Origin of the sequence: Flavobacterium zhoui (genome assembly GCF_042787235.1) — a bacterium.
Lineage (GTDB): Bacteria > Bacteroidota > Bacteroidia > Flavobacteriales > Flavobacteriaceae > Flavobacterium > Flavobacterium zhoui.
In genome coordinates, this window is sequence record NZ_JBHZPY010000006.1 from 1 (window position 1) to 19703 (window position 19703).

The 19703-nt window shown below is 34.3% G+C and carries 19 protein-coding genes and 1 pseudogene; 11 read left to right on the forward strand and 9 right to left on the reverse strand.

Annotated features, from left to right (window positions below; translation table 11 throughout):
- From ACFX5F_RS08325 to ACFX5F_RS08340, 4 genes and pseudogenes are all read left to right on the forward strand, one after another.
- Positions 1–180, forward strand: a pseudogene (locus tag ACFX5F_RS08325) (IS4 family transposase); the annotation flags it as partial.
- A 77-nt stretch (positions 181–257) separates the two neighbouring features.
- Positions 258–1040: a DUF3050 domain-containing protein gene (locus ACFX5F_RS08330; protein ID WP_379851610.1), complete on the forward strand. Its 783-nt coding sequence runs from the start codon at positions 258–260 to the stop codon at positions 1038–1040.
- A gap of 63 nt (positions 1041–1103) precedes the next feature.
- On the forward strand, positions 1104–1859 hold the full coding sequence (locus tag ACFX5F_RS08335) for an SGNH/GDSL hydrolase family protein (protein ID WP_379851611.1): 756 nt from the start codon (positions 1104–1106) through the stop codon (positions 1857–1859).
- An 87-nt stretch (positions 1860–1946) separates the two neighbouring features.
- Positions 1947–2843, forward strand: coding sequence for a serine/threonine protein phosphatase (locus ACFX5F_RS08340; protein ID WP_379851612.1), 897 nt, complete (start codon positions 1947–1949; stop codon positions 2841–2843).
- A gap of 31 nt (positions 2844–2874) precedes the next feature.
- On the opposite strand, the gene ACFX5F_RS08345 is transcribed toward ACFX5F_RS08340, so the two are convergent.
- The 7 genes from ACFX5F_RS08345 to ACFX5F_RS08375 all read right to left on the reverse strand — a co-directional run bounded on the left by ACFX5F_RS08345 (position 2875) and on the right by ACFX5F_RS08375 (position 7622).
- Positions 2875–3192: a 2Fe-2S iron-sulfur cluster-binding protein gene (locus ACFX5F_RS08345; protein WP_379851613.1), complete on the reverse strand. Its 318-nt coding sequence runs from the start codon at positions 3190–3192 to the stop codon at positions 2875–2877.
- 157 nt (positions 3193–3349) lie between these two features.
- A complete protein-coding gene (locus tag ACFX5F_RS08350; protein WP_103998375.1) occupies positions 3350–3589 on the reverse strand; it encodes a NifU family protein in 240 nt (79 codons plus the stop codon).
- Positions 3590–3670: 81 nt separating this feature from the next.
- A complete protein-coding gene (locus ACFX5F_RS08355; protein WP_379851614.1) occupies positions 3671–4801 on the reverse strand; it encodes an Mrp/NBP35 family ATP-binding protein in 1131 nt (376 codons plus the stop codon).
- Positions 4802–5000: 199 nt separating this feature from the next.
- On the reverse strand, positions 5001–5327 hold the full coding sequence (locus tag ACFX5F_RS08360; protein WP_379851615.1) for an MGMT family protein: 327 nt from the start codon (positions 5325–5327) through the stop codon (positions 5001–5003).
- Positions 5328–5383: 56 nt separating this feature from the next.
- On the reverse strand, positions 5384–6022 hold the full coding sequence (locus ACFX5F_RS08365; RefSeq protein ID WP_379851616.1) for a LysE family transporter: 639 nt from the start codon (positions 6020–6022) through the stop codon (positions 5384–5386).
- Positions 6023–6076: 54 nt separating this feature from the next.
- Positions 6077–6754, reverse strand: a complete 678-nt coding sequence (gene trmB / locus ACFX5F_RS08370; RefSeq protein ID WP_379851617.1) for a tRNA (guanosine(46)-N7)-methyltransferase TrmB — start codon at positions 6752–6754, stop codon at positions 6077–6079.
- A 358-nt stretch (positions 6755–7112) separates the two neighbouring features.
- The gene (locus ACFX5F_RS08375) at positions 7113–7622 is read right to left on the reverse strand and encodes a nuclear transport factor 2 family protein (protein ID WP_379851618.1); all 510 of its coding nucleotides are present in this window, start codon (positions 7620–7622) and stop codon (positions 7113–7115) included.
- 715 nt (positions 7623–8337) lie between these two features.
- Here ACFX5F_RS08375 and ACFX5F_RS08380 point away from each other — a divergent pair.
- Entirely contained in the window at positions 8338–9909 is a 1572-nt protein-coding gene (locus ACFX5F_RS08380; RefSeq protein WP_379851619.1) for a L,D-transpeptidase family protein, read from the forward strand.
- Between the two features lie 103 nt (positions 9910–10012).
- Here the strand turns inward: ACFX5F_RS08380 and ACFX5F_RS08385 are convergent, their stop codons facing one another.
- The gene (locus ACFX5F_RS08385) at positions 10013–10327 is read right to left on the reverse strand and encodes an HPF/RaiA family ribosome-associated protein (protein ID WP_379851620.1); all 315 of its coding nucleotides are present in this window, start codon (positions 10325–10327) and stop codon (positions 10013–10015) included.
- A 219-nt stretch (positions 10328–10546) separates the two neighbouring features.
- Between ACFX5F_RS08385 and ACFX5F_RS08390 the strand changes: the two genes are divergently transcribed.
- The 3 genes from ACFX5F_RS08390 (at position 10547) to ACFX5F_RS08400 (ending at position 16207) form a co-directional block, all read left to right on the forward strand.
- Positions 10547–12151 carry a L,D-transpeptidase family protein gene (locus ACFX5F_RS08390; protein WP_379851621.1) on the forward strand — a complete coding sequence of 535 codons (1605 nt, stop codon included), beginning with the start codon at positions 10547–10549 and terminating at the stop codon, positions 12149–12151.
- 136 nt (positions 12152–12287) lie between these two features.
- Entirely contained in the window at positions 12288–14333 is a 2046-nt protein-coding gene (locus tag ACFX5F_RS08395; RefSeq protein ID WP_379851622.1) for a M13 family metallopeptidase, read from the forward strand.
- Between the two features lie 272 nt (positions 14334–14605).
- Positions 14606–16207, forward strand: a complete 1602-nt coding sequence (locus tag ACFX5F_RS08400) for a L,D-transpeptidase family protein (protein ID WP_379851623.1) — start codon at positions 14606–14608, stop codon at positions 16205–16207.
- Positions 16208–16286: 79 nt separating this feature from the next.
- On the opposite strand, the gene ACFX5F_RS08405 is transcribed toward ACFX5F_RS08400, so the two are convergent.
- Positions 16287–16556 (reverse strand): hypothetical protein, encoded by a 270-nt coding sequence (locus tag ACFX5F_RS08405; RefSeq protein WP_379851624.1) that lies wholly within the window; start codon positions 16554–16556, stop codon positions 16287–16289.
- 104 nt (positions 16557–16660) lie between these two features.
- Between ACFX5F_RS08405 and ACFX5F_RS08410 the strand changes: the two genes are divergently transcribed.
- From ACFX5F_RS08410 to ACFX5F_RS08420, 3 genes are all read left to right on the forward strand, one after another.
- Positions 16661–16867 carry a helix-turn-helix domain-containing protein gene (locus tag ACFX5F_RS08410; protein ID WP_282717628.1) on the forward strand — a complete coding sequence of 69 codons (207 nt, stop codon included), beginning with the start codon at positions 16661–16663 and terminating at the stop codon, positions 16865–16867.
- Between the two features lie 63 nt (positions 16868–16930).
- Positions 16931–18319 (forward strand): McrB family protein, encoded by a 1389-nt coding sequence (locus ACFX5F_RS08415; RefSeq protein WP_379851625.1) that lies wholly within the window; start codon positions 16931–16933, stop codon positions 18317–18319.
- On the forward strand, positions 18316–19698 hold the full coding sequence (locus tag ACFX5F_RS08420; protein ID WP_379851626.1) for a hypothetical protein: 1383 nt from the start codon (positions 18316–18318) through the stop codon (positions 19696–19698). Before ACFX5F_RS08415 ends, ACFX5F_RS08420 begins: the two co-directional genes overlap by 4 nt.
- Positions 19699–19703: the final 5 nt, after the last annotated feature.

The window sequence follows — 19703 nt, forward strand, 5'->3', positions numbered from 1 at the left end:
GTCTGGTGTTATAAAATTGGAGATTTTATTGATGAGAAAATTAAAAAGATAAAAATCAAAAAACACGGCAGAAGGTCTGTTAGTGTATTCAAATACGGACTGGATTATTTATCTAGATTTCTATTAAGTGGATTTAATTTACTAGAAATCAGAATATTTCAGTTTTTGCCATGTACTTAAAAAGTATTTATAAAATTGATAGTAAAAGCTTCTTGGAAACAAGAAGCTTTTTTATATTTACATCAAAAAATACCACTATGAATATTGAAGCAATTAACAAGACGATTCAGCCCCAAAAAGAATCTTTGTTACAACATTCCCTATATAAAAAAGTACAAACAATTGAAGATCTGCATGTTTTTTTAGAAAATCATGTTTATGCAGTTTGGGATTTCATGTCTCTATTAAAAGCTTTACAAGGTAAATTAACCTGCACAACTACACCATGGTTTGCCACCGAAAATCCAGAAACAAGATATTTAATTAACGAAATTGTTTTGGCTGAAGAGACCGATCTAACCATAGACGGACGTCATCAGAGTCATTACGAAATGTATATTGAAGCCATGAAAGCTTGTGGTGCCAATACTGATGGGATTGAACATTTTTTAGCTGAAGTCCATTCCCTTAACAATGTATTTGTCGCCATCAAAAAAAGCAATCTACATCCTAACATTAAAGCCTTTTTAGACTTCACTTTCAGAGTAATCGATGAAGGAAAAACACACGAAATTGCCGCTGCCTTTACTTTTGGAAGAGAGGACTTGATTCCAAGTATGTTCACCGCAATCCTGAAAAATTTTCAGGAAAATTTTCCCCAAACTGATTTAAGTAAATTGATTTACTATTTTGAAAGACACATCGAATTAGATGCTGATGAACACGGCCCTATGGCGATGAAAATGATAACAGAACTTTGTGGCAATGACCCACAAAAATGGTCTGATGTAGAGGAAGTTTCGATTTTAGCTTTAGAAAAAAGAATCGGCCTTTGGGATGCAATTGAAGAAACAATTATGATGAATGTTGAATTGGCATAAAACCAATACTACCAAACAAACGTAACTATTATTTAGAAATAACTCCCTCCAAATTTCAAAATAATGAAAAAACAATTTCAAATAATAGTTGCGTTCCTTTTATTACTTTTTATTGCAAGTTGTAGCAGTGAAAATCCAATTCCTAAAACGACTTATGCAACAACAGTTACAAATCCTACATTAATAACAGTCCCGCAAACACAAAATCAAACCTTTAGATATTTAGCACTTGGCGACAGTTACACCATTGGTCAAAGTGTATGTGAAACCTGTAGATTTCCCGAACAACTAAAGAAAAACCTCAGTAATTTAAATCCAAATAATGCCTATCCATTAAAACTTATTGCGCAAACGGGCTGGACCACAACCAACTTAATTTCGGCGATTGATTTACAAAATCCAAGCTCCGATTATGATTTGGTTACCTTATTAATTGGTGTAAACAATCAATATCAAAACAAACCTTTTTCGGTATACGAGAAAGAGTTCCCTGAATTACTAACTAAAGCTATTGCTTTCGCAAAAGGTGATAAGGCGAATGTCATTGTGGTTTCTATTCCAGATTATGCCCATACGCCTTTTGGCCAAGGATCAGGAAATCAATCGCGGATTTCTATGGAAATTGATAGTTATAATGCTTACGCCAAAAAATATTGCACGGATAACAATATTGAGTTTATAAACATTACTGATATCACCAGACAAGGTTTAACAAATACCAATCTTGTAGCCCAAGATGGATTGCATCCTTCGGAATTAGCGTATTCTCTATTTGTAGAACGGATTTTGCCAAAAGCCGCTGCAGCAATCCAAAAATAAAAGATCAGTCCACTTATTAAAGAAGTATTCCTCCAATTACCCTTTAATAACAGTTTTTATATATCTTTATTTTTTTAAAACATACAAATGTCTTCCCAAGAACGATTAACAAAAGCCTATAAAGAAGCTAAAAGAATTCCTTTTGATGATCAATCAAAGTTTATTCTATTTAGCGACTGCCACCGGAGCGACAATAGTTTTGCTGATGATTTTGCAAACAATAGAAATGTCTATTTTCATGCAATGAACCAGTATTATAATGATGGTTTTGAATATTGTGAGTTGGGTGACGGCGATGAATTATGGGAAAATATATTCTTTAAAACCATTTTTGAAGCGCACAAAAACGTATATCTTTTATTAAAGAAATTTCATGACTCAAACAGATACCATAAAATCTGGGGCAATCATGATATGGTTTTTCGGAATAAAGATCACGCAGAAAAAACGCTTTCAACATATATAAATACCCAAAATGACCGAACCGAACCTTTATTTACCGGTATAAAATGTCACGAAGCCATCGTTTTGGTCCATCAGGAAACCAAACAAGAACTCTTTTTAACGCACGGTCATCAAGCTGATTTCATGAATTATGTAGGTTGGAAAATCAATCGATTTATGGTTGCTGTATTATGGAAACCATTACAAATTTGGGGTATCTCTGATCCGACAAGCCCTGCAAAGAATTATGTAGAACGTATAAAAGTAGAACTGCGAATAAAAAAATGGATTGAAAACAATAATCGAAAGATTACGATTGTAGGACATACACATCGTCCCAGTTTTTCGTACCCAAGTCAAAACTCAACCCCTTATTTTAATGACGGAAGCTGCGTACACCCGCGAAGTATTACCGGTATTGAGATTGCAAACGGAACCCTAACATTAATAAAATGGTACATTGACACAAGGGATAACGGTATTTTACAAATTGTAAGAGAAATACTTGATGGTCCAACCAATCTAAAAGATTACAAATAAAAAAAGCGTTCACCAAGATGAACGCTTTACTTTAATTTTCCGGAGCCAATTCCAGTTCTAATCCTTCCAGGCTTTCGGTGATTGGGATTTGACAACCCAATCGACTGTTCGATTTTACGTAGAACGCTTCAGAGAGCATCGCTTCTTCATCATCACCCATTTCCGGCAATACTACATCATTAAGAACATAACATTGACAAGAAGCACACATGGCCATTCCGCCACAAGTTCCTTCTACAGGTAGTTCATAGGCTTTGCATAATTCCATGATGTTCATGGCCATATCTGTGGGAGCCTGTAATTCATGCACTACTCCTTCTCTGTCTTTAATTTTTATTAATACATCCATAAGTCAGTTGTGAGTTATAAGTTATGAGTTGTGGGTTTGCGTGAGGGATAGAAGCTGGCTACCGAAGTAGCGCGGATAGCCCGACCGTTTTAAGAAAAAAGGCAAATACTCGTTCTATTGAGTAGCCTTTTTTCTTAAAAGGGGCACGCCCTAACATTTATAGGATATTTACAACAGTTTCTATTTGGGGTGCAAACTTTTTGATAGTGGTTTCAACACCAGCTCTCAATGTCATTTGGTTTACACTGCAACTGGTACATGCTCCTTCAAGACGTACTTTTACATGTTTGCCGTCTTCGATGGAAATAAGGGTAATGTCTCCGCCATCAGAGTTCAAAAAAGGTCTGATTTCTTCGAGTGCTTTTTGAACTTCTAGTGTTAATTCTTCTGTTGTCATAATTTAGACTTATTAGGTTTTCAGACCTTTTAGATTTTTAGATTTCTTAGTTTGTCTAAGTAGTCTAAAAATATAAGTAATCTATTTTTTATTTACTGCTGAACAACCTGCCATAGTTGTAATTTTAACAGCCTCAGTCGCAGGCAAATTTTCGTTTCTGCTTACTACTTCTCGCACTACATTGCGGGTTATTTCTTCAAAAACAGTTTCGATTATTGAACCTGTTTGCATGGCTGCAGGACGACCGTAATCTCCGGCTTCACGGATTGATTGTACAATTGGCACTTGTCCCAGGAATGGAACGTCTAAATCTTCTGCAAGATTTCGAGCTCCTTCTTTTCCAAAGATGTAATATTTATTTTCAGGTAATTCTTCGGGTGTGAAGTATGCCATGTTTTCAATAATTCCCAATACAGGGACATTTATTGCCTCAGACATGAACATGGAAACTCCTTTTTTAGCATCGGCCAAAGCTACTGCTTGCGGTGTGCTTACAATCACAACACCCGTAATAGGTAATGATTGTACGATCGAAAGGTGAATATCCCCTGTTCCCGGTGGCAAATCGACCAACATGAAATCTAATTCTCCCCAATCAGCATCAAAAATCATTTGGTTTAACGCTTTAGAAGCCATAGGCCCTCTCCAGATTACCGCTTGACTTGGTGCTGTGAAAAATCCTATTGAAAGAATTTTTACCTCGTAACTTTCAACCGGTTTCATTTTTGATCTCCCATCGACCATTATAGAAATTGGCTTTTCGCTTTCTACGTCGAACATGATTGGCATCGATGGTCCGTAAATATCGGCATCAAGAATTCCTACTGAGAAACCCATTTTGGCCAATGATACTGCTAAATTTGCAGTTACTGTAGATTTTCCTACTCCTCCTTTACCAGAGGCAACTCCGATAATGTTTTTTATTCCCGGTATTGATTTTCCTTTAATTTCTGGCTTGTCCGGAACCTCAACTTTACTATTGATTTTGATTTTAGCATCTGGAGACACTAATTCAAGAATTGTTTTTTTGATGTCGTCTTCAGCACGTTTTTTAATGTGCATTGCCGGTGTGTGTAATACTAAATCTACTACTACCTCATCGCCAAAAGTAACTACATTCGCTATAGCGCCACTCTCCACCATGTTCTTTCCTTCTCCAGCTATAGTAATCGTTTCTAAAGCTTTAAGAATTTCTTTTCTATCTAATTTCATTTTTAGTTAACTGTTTTCTATGGGCGTTTTACCGCCAGAATATTATCTTTATTTAAACTGATTTCAGATTGCAAAGATACTGTGAAAAGTTCTTATTATAAAGGTTTTGTATTGCATTTATTGATGTGGGGATTGCTGGTGGTTATTCATTTTTTCAAATAAATCATCAATTTTTGAAGATTAGGATATAAAGAAGATTCTAAAAATGTATTTCAGGTTGCCAAAAGTGTTTCTCAAAATCCATTATCTGATTATCAACCACAACAATTCCCTCATTTTCCAGTAATTGCTGCATGAGATTTGTTCCGTCAAAGTGAAGTTTTCCTGTAAGCAGCCCTTTTCTGTTCACTACCCGATGTGCCGGAACATCTTCCATATTATGGGAAGCGTTCATTGCCCAACCGACCATTCTCGCGGAACGGGCAGTTCCCAGTGCTTTGGCAATCGCACCGTAAGACGTGACTTTCCCGTAAGGAATTTGTCTGGCTATAATGTACACTCTTTCGAAAAAGTTATCTTCGGACATGAATTTGAATCTAATAAAAAATGGTGATAATGATACTAACCTGAGCTATAGAACTGTTAAATGCTCATGTAATGTTTTATTATGTTAATCAAGGTTACAACTGCTATCAATCCAGTTATACTGCCAATAATGGTATTCATATTTCGCATCATATAATCCGCTTTGTTTTGTATTTTTCCAAAAAAAGTGATGTAACAATAGAAAACCAAAAAAGCACCAAGCACAACCCCATTCACAAAAATAAAAACGAAAGAGGTATCGAAAGAAAACAAATTATACGAGGATAAGGTAATGCTTACCAAAACATAATACGGAATAGGGAAGAAATTAAGTGCAGAAAGTAACATTCCAAGAAAAAAACGAGAACTTTTGCTCTGCTTCTTTATTTTTCCTTTTATCTTCTTTGGCTTTTTGGCTATCAAAAGGAAATAAATGGTTAAGCCTGAGAAAACAACGCAACCAATTTCGCGCAATAAAAGAACCAAATCAGGGCGGTCATCAATAAATCTGGCAAAAAGTATTGCTAGATATGCTTGAAAAAATATTATAATAATCGCCCCAAAAACAAACCACAAAGCACTTTTTTTTCCTTCTTTCAAGTTCACTTTCGCAGCTGTCATATTGAGTAACCCCGGCGGAGTAATCCCTATAAAAGCGGTAATAAAACCGGAAACTAAAGATATAAGTAGATTCATAGGCTAGGTATCAGCATTCAAAAAAGAAAAACAATTCCAGTTAAAACCGTAAAACTATTCTTTAATTTTGAATCGAATATACGTAATTGCTTTGTTAACTTCCAAATATTGTTTTTCGTAAAAAGTCTGAAAAGCAGTCACTTCTTCCGGACTTCCTTCGTTTACGTATACATTATGATTGGCGTACAAAACCTCGTGTCCTTCACCATGAAGCAAACCAAGTGTATAACCGTGCATGAATTCACTATCGGTTTTAAGGTTTACAACACCCTCTTTTTTCAGCACTTTTTTATACAACTGCAAAAACTCGGAATTGGTCATTCTGTGTTTTGTTCGTTTGTATTTTATTTGAGGATCTGGAAAAGTAATCCAAATTTCATCTACTTCATTTTCGGCAAAAATATGATTTATCAATTCGATTTGAGTTCGAATGAAGGCTACATTATGCAAACCTGTTTCAACGGCTGTTTTGGCACCGCGCCAAAAACGCGCTCCTTTGATATCAATCCCAACAAAATTTTTATTAGGATATCTTTCAGCAAGACCCACGGAATATTCTCCTTTTCCACAACCTAATTCCAATACCAATGGATTATCATTTTTGAAAAATTCAGTATGCCATTTCCCTTTAAGTGGAAATAAATCGCCTAGTACTTCTTCTCTTGTTGGTTGAAAAACGTTTTCGAATGTTTCGTTTTCCTTGAATCTCTTTAGTTTATTTTTACTTCCCACGCTTTTACAAATATTTCGACAAAATTAAGGAATTATATAAGACCGAAAGCCCAAGCGGAGAAAAATTAATATAGCGCTATTTATTCCCTACCCTGTGGGTACAAAACTGCAGAGGATATCAAACACGAATTTCACGAATTTACACGAATTAATTTGTGCAAATCAGTGAAATCCGTGTTTAACCTTTTAATATCAACTTAAAATCAGTGTGAATATGCTTAATAATTGTTACCTTGATTCCATTTTAAACCTGCGTCTACACTTGGTTCGATTAGTTCCTTTTTTTATCTCAAAAAAAATAATTTGCAATCTTATCAGATGCATTTTCGAGTTATAAAAAAAATTCGAGATTACACCTTTATTTAGTACCATTCATTTTCTTTAAAATAGCATCTTCTATGTTTGTTTTTACTCTTACTACTTCGTTTGTATTATCATTTGGTATGGTCATAGACAAAACATAGTGTTTTATTTTCCATTCATTTCCTATTTTTACCAAAACGCCTGAACCACGGCAAATTTTCATTTGGGTATTCAGTAATTCGTCAAACCAAGCTGTCCTCCCTTTTTCATCAAAATAAACATGACGCTCTATTGCTGTAAAATTCCATGCTTTTCCTTTATCAAAAAAAGGCTTGGCGAAAGCCTGAAATTCCGTTTTGTTCCAGTTTTCAGTGGCATCAGTGCCAATAAAAATAGCGTCATTAGTCATCATCGCAAAATAATTCTCATAATTTGCATCAGCAGCCGCTTTATGCCAGGAGTCTAGCGTGACATTAATTCTTTCTTTTGAAATTGTTTGTTTCTCTATCAAGCTTTTGCAACTGAATAGTGCTAGAACGGCAAGAACAGCCAGTATTTTTTTCATTTGATTTAGGTATTATTCATGGTTTTTATTTTAATAAATACACTAACAGCCAGCAAATGGAATGCAATTCCCTTATTATGCATTGCGACCCTCTCAGTTATATGATGAACTTATCCTTTCTTATGGATTTCTACTGCTGCCAATATTTATAACATTTAGTTTTGGAATTAAGAAAAATCTGTATTTTACATTCTTAGCAGCTACACCCGATTAAACCGCTTTCTTAAACACAAATTTTGCTGTTTCTTATAAATTATTTCAAGAAAACCAGTAAAATTTGCATTTTATTTTTTGATCCAGAACCCTCTAAAAGTAGCTTGACTCTTTATAATCAGCGTCATCCATGATTTCTGTTTTACTATTACCAACTTGATAGCGCTACCCAATTCTTTCTTCTAAACTGCTTGTGTTTTTCTGTTGTCCGGACAAAAATAGACAGCAGGGGCAATTTTACATATTTATTTCTATTTATTTCATAATTTTTGGATTTACATTCCTTGCTTACATAAAAAGTTTCAAATTCATAAATAAACACAAAACCAAAAGCACTGACAAACAACTATTTACGAATATTTTTTTATTGATTTATATGAATAAAGTAAAAACAATACATAAAACTCAAAAAACCGCCCTTTTCAAAACTGGTATTTAAGTACTTGATTTGCCGTATTTTTGTATACCTATAAATAAATTATTACGCTTTAAAGTTTAAATTATGAAGAAGTTAAGCCCCAAAATTATAATCTTTTTTATTGCCGTTTTGTCTCTAACCATTTCGTGCAAAAAACAAGCAAAAAAGGAAGCAGAAGCCAATAAAATATCCCTTGAAACTCCTTTTGACAGTACCTTGGTAAAAACGTTTTTTGTTAATCATCCAAAATTAAAAAAATACCAAGCTGATGTTGAGAAATTGTATCGCAAACATCAATTCCATTATGTTTGGTATGACGACAACGGAATTAATGATTTCGGTAATCTATTGTATGATAAACTTAACAATCTCGAAGAAGAAGGTGTTCAAGTTGATGTGCCCTATAAAAACAAACTATCAGATATTTACGAAGATGCAGATAACGACCAAAAACCGGATATTGACGCAGAACTTCTAAGCTCTTCTCTTTACTTTTTTTATGCTGACAAAGTATATCATGGAATACCTGCCAGTAAATCGACGGATCTTGGATGGTATCTTCCAAGGAAAAAACAGTCGTATGTTAGTTATTTGGATTCTCTTTTAATTGAACCTAACTTAATCAACAAAGATGAGAAAGGGGTATTAAGTCAATATTACCTTCTTAAAGACGTGTTACAAAAATACCGTGATATAGAAAAGAAGGGCGGATGGAAAACTATTGCCATTGATCCAAATGTAAAATCATACAAACCTGGCGATAATTCTAAAACAATTGCGCAAATAAGACAACGCTTATTCATTACGGGCGATATTTCAAAGGATTCAAAAAGCACGGTTTACGATGATGTTTTAGCCGCTGGAATTTTGAGATACAAAATGAGAAATGGCAATACACTTGATAAAAGTATCTTGCCAGAACACATAAAAGACATGAATATTTCCGTTGGGCAGCGCATCAAAACAATTACGGTCAACATGGAACGTTGTCGATGGATTTCTAATGACATCACAAAATCCCCAGAGTTAATAGTTATCAATATTCCGGCTTATGAATTAACCTATATTCGAAACGGAAAACCGGAGTTACGTTCTAAAGTGGTGGTTGGAAAAGCCTTAAATAAAACGGTCGTATTTAGCGCCGTAATGAAATTTATTGCCTTTAGTCCGTATTGGAATGTCCCAACGAGTATTCTGAAAAAAGAGATACTTCCGGCAATTGAAGAAAACGAAAACTATTTAGCCGAACACAATATGGAATGGAACGGCAACGACGTGAGACAAAAACCAGGAGGTGATAATTCTTTGGGTAAAGTTAAGTTCTTGTTTCCTAATTCTAATAATATATACCTGCACGATACGCCTTCTAAAAGTTTATTCAATAGTGAAGACAGAGCATTTAGTCATGGCTGCATACGAGTTGCAAAACCAAAAGACCTAGCCAATATCATTTTGAAAAATGATCCAAACTGGACTCCGGAAAAGATTGATGCCGCGATGAACAGCGATACGGAGACCATGTATGCACTAAAAAATAAAATCCCTGTTTATATTGGTTATTTCACCTCTTGGGTAGATGACAAAGGACTCATCCATTTTTATGAGGACATCTACAATAGGGATGAACGATTAGCTTCCCTGATATTTGCGAAATAATCATTCGATTCGATCAGTATAAAATTAGTATTCCACAAAAAAATGACATTATCTTCTTTAAGAGATAATGTCATTTTTTTTATGTCGTCCAAAAAGGGATACTTTAATGTGCTTTCATTTTATCAAAAGTAGTTCCCAACACTTTTTTCATCTTTTCTAACGAACCTTGGAAAGCTTTCTCCGTAGTATCAGCATGATTAGTGACTACTATAGGTTGCATATTAGCAGCACGTACTTCGATAAGACAGCGTTTATCATTAATACCGGTTTTATCACTATTTTCATCTCCCAGATGTACTTCAAGACGTGTGATTTTATCTTCAAAACGAGCTAATACTTTTTCTGATTCGCTAGAAAAATAAGCTTCCAATCGTTCGTGTCCCTCAATATTTTTGTCTGTGTTAATTTGAATTTTCATGTTTATTTAATGTTTAGTATTGATTCTCAAATTTAACTATAGTCCAATAAAAACAATAGTAATTAATAAAACCTTATGAAAATAAATCCCATAAATACTATTAGCCAGGCATTGGCAGCAACTATTCATTTATTAATAAAATCATAAAAGAGACAAACAATTGGGGATATACTTTATACTGATTATATATTTTTTTATCTTTATGTACATAATTGGACTATGAGAAAATATCTTTTATCCATCGTAGTAATTGTATGTGGAGTGTCAGTTACTACAATTTACCATAACCGGAATGAAAACCTAACGGCTAAAGTATTTTCTATTGCCAAAAATATTCAGGAATACATTTTTGGAAAACCCGAAATTACCGTTAATAAGGCCATAATCACAGGCTTCTTTGCTAAATATCCCGAATTAAAAAAATACCAATCTGATGTCTCCGCTGTTTACAAAAAACGGAATTACAAATCCATTTGGTACGAGGATCAGCGAATAATTGAATTGGCCGGCATCTTATATGCTAAAGTAAGTCAAATGGAGCAAGAAGGCATTGACTCTAATTTTCCCTGCCAAGATAAAATTGACGGAATATTCGACACAAAATCTTTAACAGCGAATCCATCTGAAACGGATACCGAACTACTGCTTTCCTCTGTGTATGTGTTTTATGCTAAAAAGGTATATTTTGGTATTGACAGCGAAAAAATCAGGGAAATCGGATGGTTTTTACCAAGGAAAAACAACTCTTATGAAAACCTATTGGATTCCTTCTTAGCAGATCCCAGTTTATTGAATCAGAACGATAAAAATATGTTGGGACAATATTATAAACTCCGTGACTTTTTAAAAACATACCGACAAATAGAAAAAAATGGTACTTGGAATCACATTGCCACAGATAGTGCTGTAAAATTATACAAACCGAGTGACAGCTCAAAAACCATTGGCCAAATCAGACAACGTCTTACAGTTATTGGAGATTTAAAACAGGATTCTAAAAATAATGTGTACGATAATGAATTAATGGCCGGTGTATTGAAATACAAAAAACGAAATGGCTATCAACCGAATTATCTCATTACCAATTGGCAAGTGCAACGAATGAATTTACCAATCAAGAAATACATTCAAGCGATTGCCGTAAACATGGAACGTTGCCGATGGATGGATCCTGACTTAACAAATGCCAATGAGGTCATATTTATAAACATTCCCGCTTTTCAATTGGTTTACACCAAAGATGGCACCAAGGCACTAGAGTCCAGTTTGTTGGTTGGAAAAAACATTTCTGAAACGGCAGTTTTTAGCAGTTATGTCACTTCGATTGTGTTTAGCCCATACTGGAATATTCCTCAAAGTATTGTTGAAAATGAATTAGCGCAAGCGGTGTTTGGAGATAAAAACTATTTGGAAAAACATAACATGGAATCCAACAATGGAAGAGTCAGACAAAAACCTGGAGGAAAAAACCCAATGGGACTGGTTAAATTCATGTTCCCTAATCCAAATGATATTTATTTGCACGATTCGCCATCCAAAAGTTTATTTGAATTCAACTACCGAGCCCTAAGCCACGGTTGCATCAATATGCAAAAAGGCAGGGAATTAGCACAATTGCTATTAAAAAATGATCCTGAATGGTCCGTTGAGCGTATCGCTGATGCCATGAAAGGAGAGAAGGAAACCACATATATAATGAAAAACAAGGTTCCCATTTACATTGGTTATTTTACCACTTGGGTAGACGACAAAGGGGATATCCATTTTTATGAGGATATCTACGACAAAGATGAAAAATTAGCTTCGCTAGTAGCTGAGGAATAGATGGTAACGAGATATCTATTCAAAATCGTGTAAATCAACCCCTGTTTAATGTCAATAATCTAATTTTCAACATATTATATTATTTACACTTGTTTTTAATTATCTTTAATATCCTAAAAATTTAAAGATAAATACTATGAAATTCAAACTCTCCTCTTTTAGAACTCTTTTTTTATTATTGTGTTCTATTCTAATTTTTGGTGCGTTCACTAAAATTAAGTCAGACAAAAAATTAGTATCCGGTTTATCGCTCAAAAACATGGACACCTCGGTAAGGCCTGGTGACAATTTTGATGCCTATGTGAATGGTACCTGGGTCAAAAACACCAAGATACCGGCAGACAAACCCTCCTATGGTATTGGCTACATTGTACATGACAAATCACAGGAAGATGTGAAAGCCATCATCGAGAATGCTGCTAAAGGCGGTTTTGCCGATGGTTCCAATGAACAAAAAATTGGAGACTTCTACAGTACTTTTATGGATACTATAACCAGAGACCGTATAGGAATTGCACCCCTACTACCAGAATTCAATAAAATTGACGCCATTTCTAATTATTCTGATCTGGCGAAATATTTTGGTTACGCTAATAAATCAGGGACAAACACCCCATTTGCAATTGGAGTTGTTGCAGATTTTAAAGATCCTACCCAATACATGCTTTATACGTGGCAAAGTGGTCTTGGACTGCCGGACAGAGAATACTATTTTCTTGAAGATGCCAAATCTAAAGAAATACGCAAAAAATATGTAACCCACATCCAAAACATGTTGCAACTTGGCGGGGCAGCAAATCCCGCTGAACTCGCCCCAAAAATTATGGCTTTAGAAACTACTTTAGCTTCGCAACATATGAAAAAAGAGCAAACACGTGATATCGTAAAGCTTTACAACAAGTATGAGATCAAAAATTTAAAGCAACTCATGCCTGATTTTGACTGGAGTTCCATGCTGAATAATGCGGGGATTATCAACCAGCAAAATATTGTTGTAACACAAATAGAATACATTAAATCACTCAATGCTATTATAAAAACCACACCATTGGACACTTGGAAAGGCTACCTAAAATGGAGTGCTGTTCATGCATCGTCAATGTCTTTAAGTACAGCTTTAGATAATGAAAACTTCAATTTTTATGGCAAAACATTAGCGGGAATAGAGATACAGAAACCTTTATGGCGCAGAGGAGTAGAAAAGGTAAATGATAACCTTGGCGAGATTATAGGCAAAGTGTATGTTGAAAAACACTTCTCTCCGGAAGCTAAAGGACAAGTAACAATCTTAGTTAAAAATCTTCTTAAGGCCTATGGCGAAAGCATCAAGAAATTGGATTGGATGAGTCCGGAAACCAAAAAACAGGCATTGGATAAATTATCTAAATTCACCATAAAAATTGGTTATCCTGATAAATGGAGAGATTATTCTACATTAAAAGTCGTAAAAGGAGCGTTATATGGAAACCTCCAAAAATCTACTGCCTTTGAATACGACAGACAAATAAATAAACTCGGAAAAGCTGTTGATCGCTCAGAATGGGGAATGACACCTCAAACCGTAAATGCATATTACAATCCCTTTTTAAACGAAATTGTATTTCCGGCAGCTATTTTGCAACCTCCTTTCTTTGATCCAAACGCAGAAGATGCCGTAAATTATGGCGGAATTGGAGCGGTGATAGGGCACGAAATCGGACATGGATTTGATGATATTGGAAGCACATTTGATGGCAATGGAGTCCTGCGCAACTGGTGGACATCAAAAGATTTAGCAGCTTTCAAACAAAAAACGGGAGCATTAGTTACCCAATATAACGGTTTTAAAGTTTTTCCTGACCTCAACGTAAATGGAGAATTTACGCAAGGGGAAAACATTGGTGACTTAGGAGGACTATCCATCGCTATAAAAGCGTACAAAATGAGTCTCAATGGTAAAAAATCGCCCGTTTTGGATGGTTTCACCGGGGAACAACGTATTTTCCTTGGCTGGGGTCAAAGCTGGCTAAATAAAAGTCGAGAGGAGGCTTTAAGAATCCAAGTGGCAAGCAACGAGCATTCGCCTTCAAAATTCAGGGTAAATGGTGTTGTACGCAATATTCCAGAATTCTACACGGCTTTCAATATAAAACCGACGGATTCGCTATACCTCGCTCCGGAGAAAAGAGTTAAAATCTGGTAATCAAAATATCTAAAAACAAGTTTTTTTAATTTCATATTAAAAAGTTAAACACCAATTTCACGAATTTTCACGAATTAATTTGTGCAAATTCGTGAAATTGGTGTTTAATATCTTACCCGATTTTTGGGTCCACACGGTTGTACTTTATAGCGGAGGTATTTATGCAATAAATTACATTTCAACCTTTTAGATTCAACTATATCATTTAAACACGCCCAATCCATCAGTCTTTTTTTGTATATTTATAGTTGAAAGAAATAAAAACTGTCGACATGAAACGTATCCTTGTCCTATTGTTTTTTTGTATTCCTTCCCATTTACTATTGGCGCGTTCTTACAGCCTTGAAGCAAGTAAAACTGAATCTGCGTTTCCTGCTATTTCCTTTATTTGCAATAACACAATTCCTTTTTTGAATGAACCATTTGACAGCACATTGGTTACTCCTTTTTTTTCTAAATACCCAAAACTAAAATACCTAAAACCAGAAGTGGTCAAACTATACCGGAAACACAATTACCAATTCCTTTGGTATGACCGCAATGGCATGAATGAGTTTGCTGATTTATTGTATAGCAAAATCAACAATTTAGATCAGGAAGGCCTTAAAATACGGGTTCCGTACAAGGAAAAAATGCAATCAATTTTTCAGGATTATGACAACAGGAAAGAATCAAATCTGGAGGTAGAACTCTTGATGTCTTCGTTGTATTTTTTCTATTTCAACAGAGTTTATAAGGGTGTAGATATCGAGAAAACACAACAATTGGGCTGGTATCTTCCCCGAAAAAAACAATCGTATGTCAATCGATTAGATTCGTTGCTACAAGATCCCAGTTTAATCAACAAGAAGGATAAAGACCTTTTGGGACAGTATTATCAGTTAAAAGAAGCCTTGCAAAAATATCGGAATATTGAAAAAAAAGGAGGCTGGAGTACCATTGTTTGGCCAAAAAAAATGAAATCGCTGAAACCGGGAGATACCGCTGATGTGGTTTTGCAAATCAGAAACCGACTTTATCTTACCAGAGATCTGAGTGCCGACTCGAAAAAAAATTGGTACGACAACGAACTTGTGGTCGGGGTGCTGCATTACAAGGAACGCAATGCTTTTATCCCTGATCCCGTTCTGCTACCCAAGCACATCAAAGACATGAATATTCCCGTAAATGAACGCATAAAGACAATCATGACCAATATGGAACGATGCCGGTGGATTTCTCCCAGTTTGATAAAAACACAACAGTATATTATGGTCAATATCCCTTCCTTCAATCTTACCTATTTCAAAAACGGGAAACCCGCTCTGGAATCTAAAGTTGTAGTAGGTAAATCACTGAATAGAACAGTGGTTTTTAGCGGCGAAATGAGTGAAATTGTATTTAGCCCTTATTGGAATGTCCCTTCAAGCATTTTAAGAAAAGAGATTTTGCCGGCTATTGCCAAAAATGCAAACTATCTCGCAAAACACAACATGGAATGGGTTGGTGATAAAGTACGGCAACGACCCGGACCGGAAAACTCACTTGGATTGGTTAAGTTCGTTTTCCCAAATTCTTTTTCCATTTATATGCATGATACACCTGCAAAAAACTTGTTTAAAGAAGAACAAAGAGCTTTTAGTCACGGATGCGTTCGGGTGGCGCGCGCCAGAGATTTGGCCGTTGCCATTTTGAAAGACGACAAAAACTGGACTGTAGAAAAAATCGATGCAGCCATGAACAGAGGCGCAGAAAAGACCTATAAACTTAAAACTAAAATCCCCGTTTATATTGGTTATTTTACCGCTTGGGTAGATCGTAATGGAACGATTCATTTTTATAATGACATCTACGGCCATGACGATCGATTAACTGAATTGTTGCTTTCTGATTGATTTTAGGGAATCGTTTTGAGTACTTAAAATTTTAATCAGTTTAGTTAGAATTGGCTTTTTGATTTGTATTATACTGCTTTTATCCATTTTCTAAATAATCATAAATAAAGTCATTCTCAGTTTCGAATTCTGAATCAAATTTCGTTACAAAACGGGAAGTCAATTTATTAATCCAGTTTTCAATATCTCTTTTCGAATTTAAATTCTCAAGAAAAAGTAATTGTGAATTTTCCTTAGAAAAATCATCATCAAAAAACATAATGATATCCGCCTTGAAACTATCTGCATAGTTCTCTTCAGGTTGATTTAGAAATTGTTCAAAATATTCGATTTTTTCAGATGATGTCATTGTTTAAAAGAATTAGATTATTAAAGGTAGATTATTTCAAAGACATAAAAAAACCGGACTCTACTCCGTTGCAATATAGACCACATTTTGTAATATTTGTTAACATGAATATTAAGCAAAAACTCGGTCTAAAAATAAAAGAGCTAAGAAAAGCGAAAGGTCTTTCACAAGAAAAGCTTGCTAATCTTGCAGAAATTGACAGAACCTATTTACCAACTATCGAAAAGGGAGAAAGAAATGTTTCCATTGAAGTTGTTGAAAAATTAGCAAAAGCTCTTGATGTAAAAATTAAAGACTTGTTTGATGAATAGAGCTTATTATTTAAAATAGATTATTAGTCTAGTTTACAATAATACAATACTTAAAATAGAAAAATGATTATAGAGAACATCAGACAGTTTATAAAGGACAAAGCAGAACAATTTGGCGCTAAAGCAGATAATGAGTTCAACAAACCATACATAGAGCGCAACAATACTAAACAAGAAGCATTGAAAGATAATGGCGCATATTTTGGCTTTATCCATCCTGACGAAGATACTTCTGGCCCGTTTCACGATTTTTCATTGACTATTTTTCCAAACGAACAGAATAAACCATGGTTAGTTTGTTTAGGTATTGGTTCGAGTGGATTTAAAAATGATTATGAATTAGCAACTTATCCAGGACTTAGGAGATTATTTTCAAATCTAATTGACGAAAGAGGCTTTTATAAATCTGATTTTTCAGATATCGAAACTAGTTTGCCAAAAACAATTACCGGAAGCAATGATTTACAACATATAAAAAATACTATAAAAACTTATAGCAAAGTATTACCAGTTTGCCAAATAGTAGATAATCCTGAAAGTAAAGAAGGTAAAAAAATAATTGCTGCTTTTGTAGCTGGTTATGCAAAGTTAAGAGAATGGCCATCGAACAAAGAGCATAGAAAAGCAATTACAGAAGCTCTTGAACCGTTTTTGGAAACAGAGGAAATCGATGAAGCTGAAGAAATCGAAAGTTTGCTAAAAGAAAGAAGATTTATTGTTTTACAAGGACCACCTGGTACAGGAAAAACAAGAACAGCAAAATTGGTATCAGCAAAAATAAAAGCTAAAACATTTTTCACACAATTTCATGCCGAGACTAGTTTTTCTGATTTTATCTATGGAATTAGACCAGATGTTAAGAGCAAAGAACTAAACTATATTGAGAGTCTAGGAAGTTTTACTGAAGCTTTAAAATATGCCAGAGAACATGAAAACGAGAAAACGGTTTTAATAATTGACGAAATAAACAGAGCAAATTTATCTAATGTTTTGGGGCCAATATTTTATCTATTTGAGCACAAAATGGAAAATTCAGATGTTGAAATAGAAATTTACCCAGGCTATAAGATTAATCAACTTCCTAAAAATTTAAATATTATTGCAACAATGAATACGGCAGACAGAAGTTTAGCAGTTGTTGACTTTGCTTTAAGACGAAGATTTGCATGGTATACATTAAAGCCTAAACTGATTAATTCGAAACAATTTCACAAAGAAGATTTCAGCAGAATACAAGAAATTTTTGATTGGTATGCAACAAGTAATGAACTTTCGTTACAACCTGGGCAAGGATATTTTATTGCTTCGTCTGATGAGGAAATGAAAAACAGAATCAAATATGAAATATTTCCATTAATTAGAGAATACTTACAAGAAGGACTCGTTAGAAATGCTAAAGAAGAGTTCAATACTTATTTCTCAAACAGAATTAATCAATCACTTTTTGAATGAGTAAGCCGTTAGATGTTTTTTGTGAAATCCCTTGTTTGACAGAAAAATCATTTTTGTTAAATGGTCTTGTTTTACAAAAAAAATGGTTTAAATCAGCGGATAAAAGAATTATTGGGCAATATTTACAAAAGTTCATTAATTACAACTCAGATAATTTTAATTTTTTAGGGGTTCAGCCATCCATTATTGGCACAGACCAAAACACTTCTTTGGCTTTTCGTACTTCAGAATTCATTGGAACTATTCCATTAAGAGCGTCAGATACTGGTAAGCAAATAGGCGATTTTGTTGTAATGCCTAGATTTACTGCACGAGACAGATTTGAAGATTATATTGAAATTCTTAATCTTTTAGGAACAGAAATTAGTCCTCAAGTAATCGACAGTTTGCCATTAGCTTCCGGAAAAAATTTCCGCCCTCCATTATACTTGGAAGCTGTGAAATTTATTGATTCTCTTGAAGTATTAATTAAAACCCCTTGGAGAAAATTTGATAATATTGAAAAGATAACTTCACAACCAACAGGGCAAGTAAATTGGAATAAATATATAAATGAAGAGTATAAAATCGAAAATCGGTTAAAATTCCCAACACGAAAAAATGTTCTAAGTGAATTTCATAAAGAATATTCTGAAATTCGCTATGTCTTTGATTTATGTAAATTGGAACTTTTATCTTCAAATACACCACAAAGGATAAAAAGCTCGATTAGAAACAGACTAGCCTTTATTGACGAAAAACTTTATTTACACAAACCTATTTCAACTAATAATATCGCTATAAAATCCGCTGACAATCTTAAAGTTAAAAACTGTAAAGATCAAGCAAATAGAATATTAAATTTTAATTTGAAAGACAGCACAGCTTGGCGTGTGGATTTCTCTGATGTTTTCGAAAAGTTTGTTCAATATATTTTTAAAGAAATTTCAAAAGAAACCGGAGGTCATTTATTTTCAAATTATAAATTTCATTCCAAAACCTCTAATCGATATACTTGGGAATTGAAACATATTGAGCCAGATGCAATCTACCAAAAAGAAAATCTTATTGTGTTTATTGATGCTAAATACAAATCAAATCTTTACAACAAATTTGATAAAAGTGAGAATTTAAAAGATGTTCATAGACATGATTTACATCAAATTATGGCTTATTCATCATTTAGCAAAACCGATGATAAATATGGGTTTTTATGTTATCCGTCGGATAAAGTTGAAATAAAAAAAATTAGCTACAAGAACAATATAAATCAATCAACAAACCATGTTTTTATATGTGGAATTCCGCTTAAGAAAGAGTTTGTTCTTGATGCAAAAAAGGCATTAATGGCAGAACTAAATAAAGTGGAAATGAATAATGTGATTAAGATTAATTATTAGTTTCT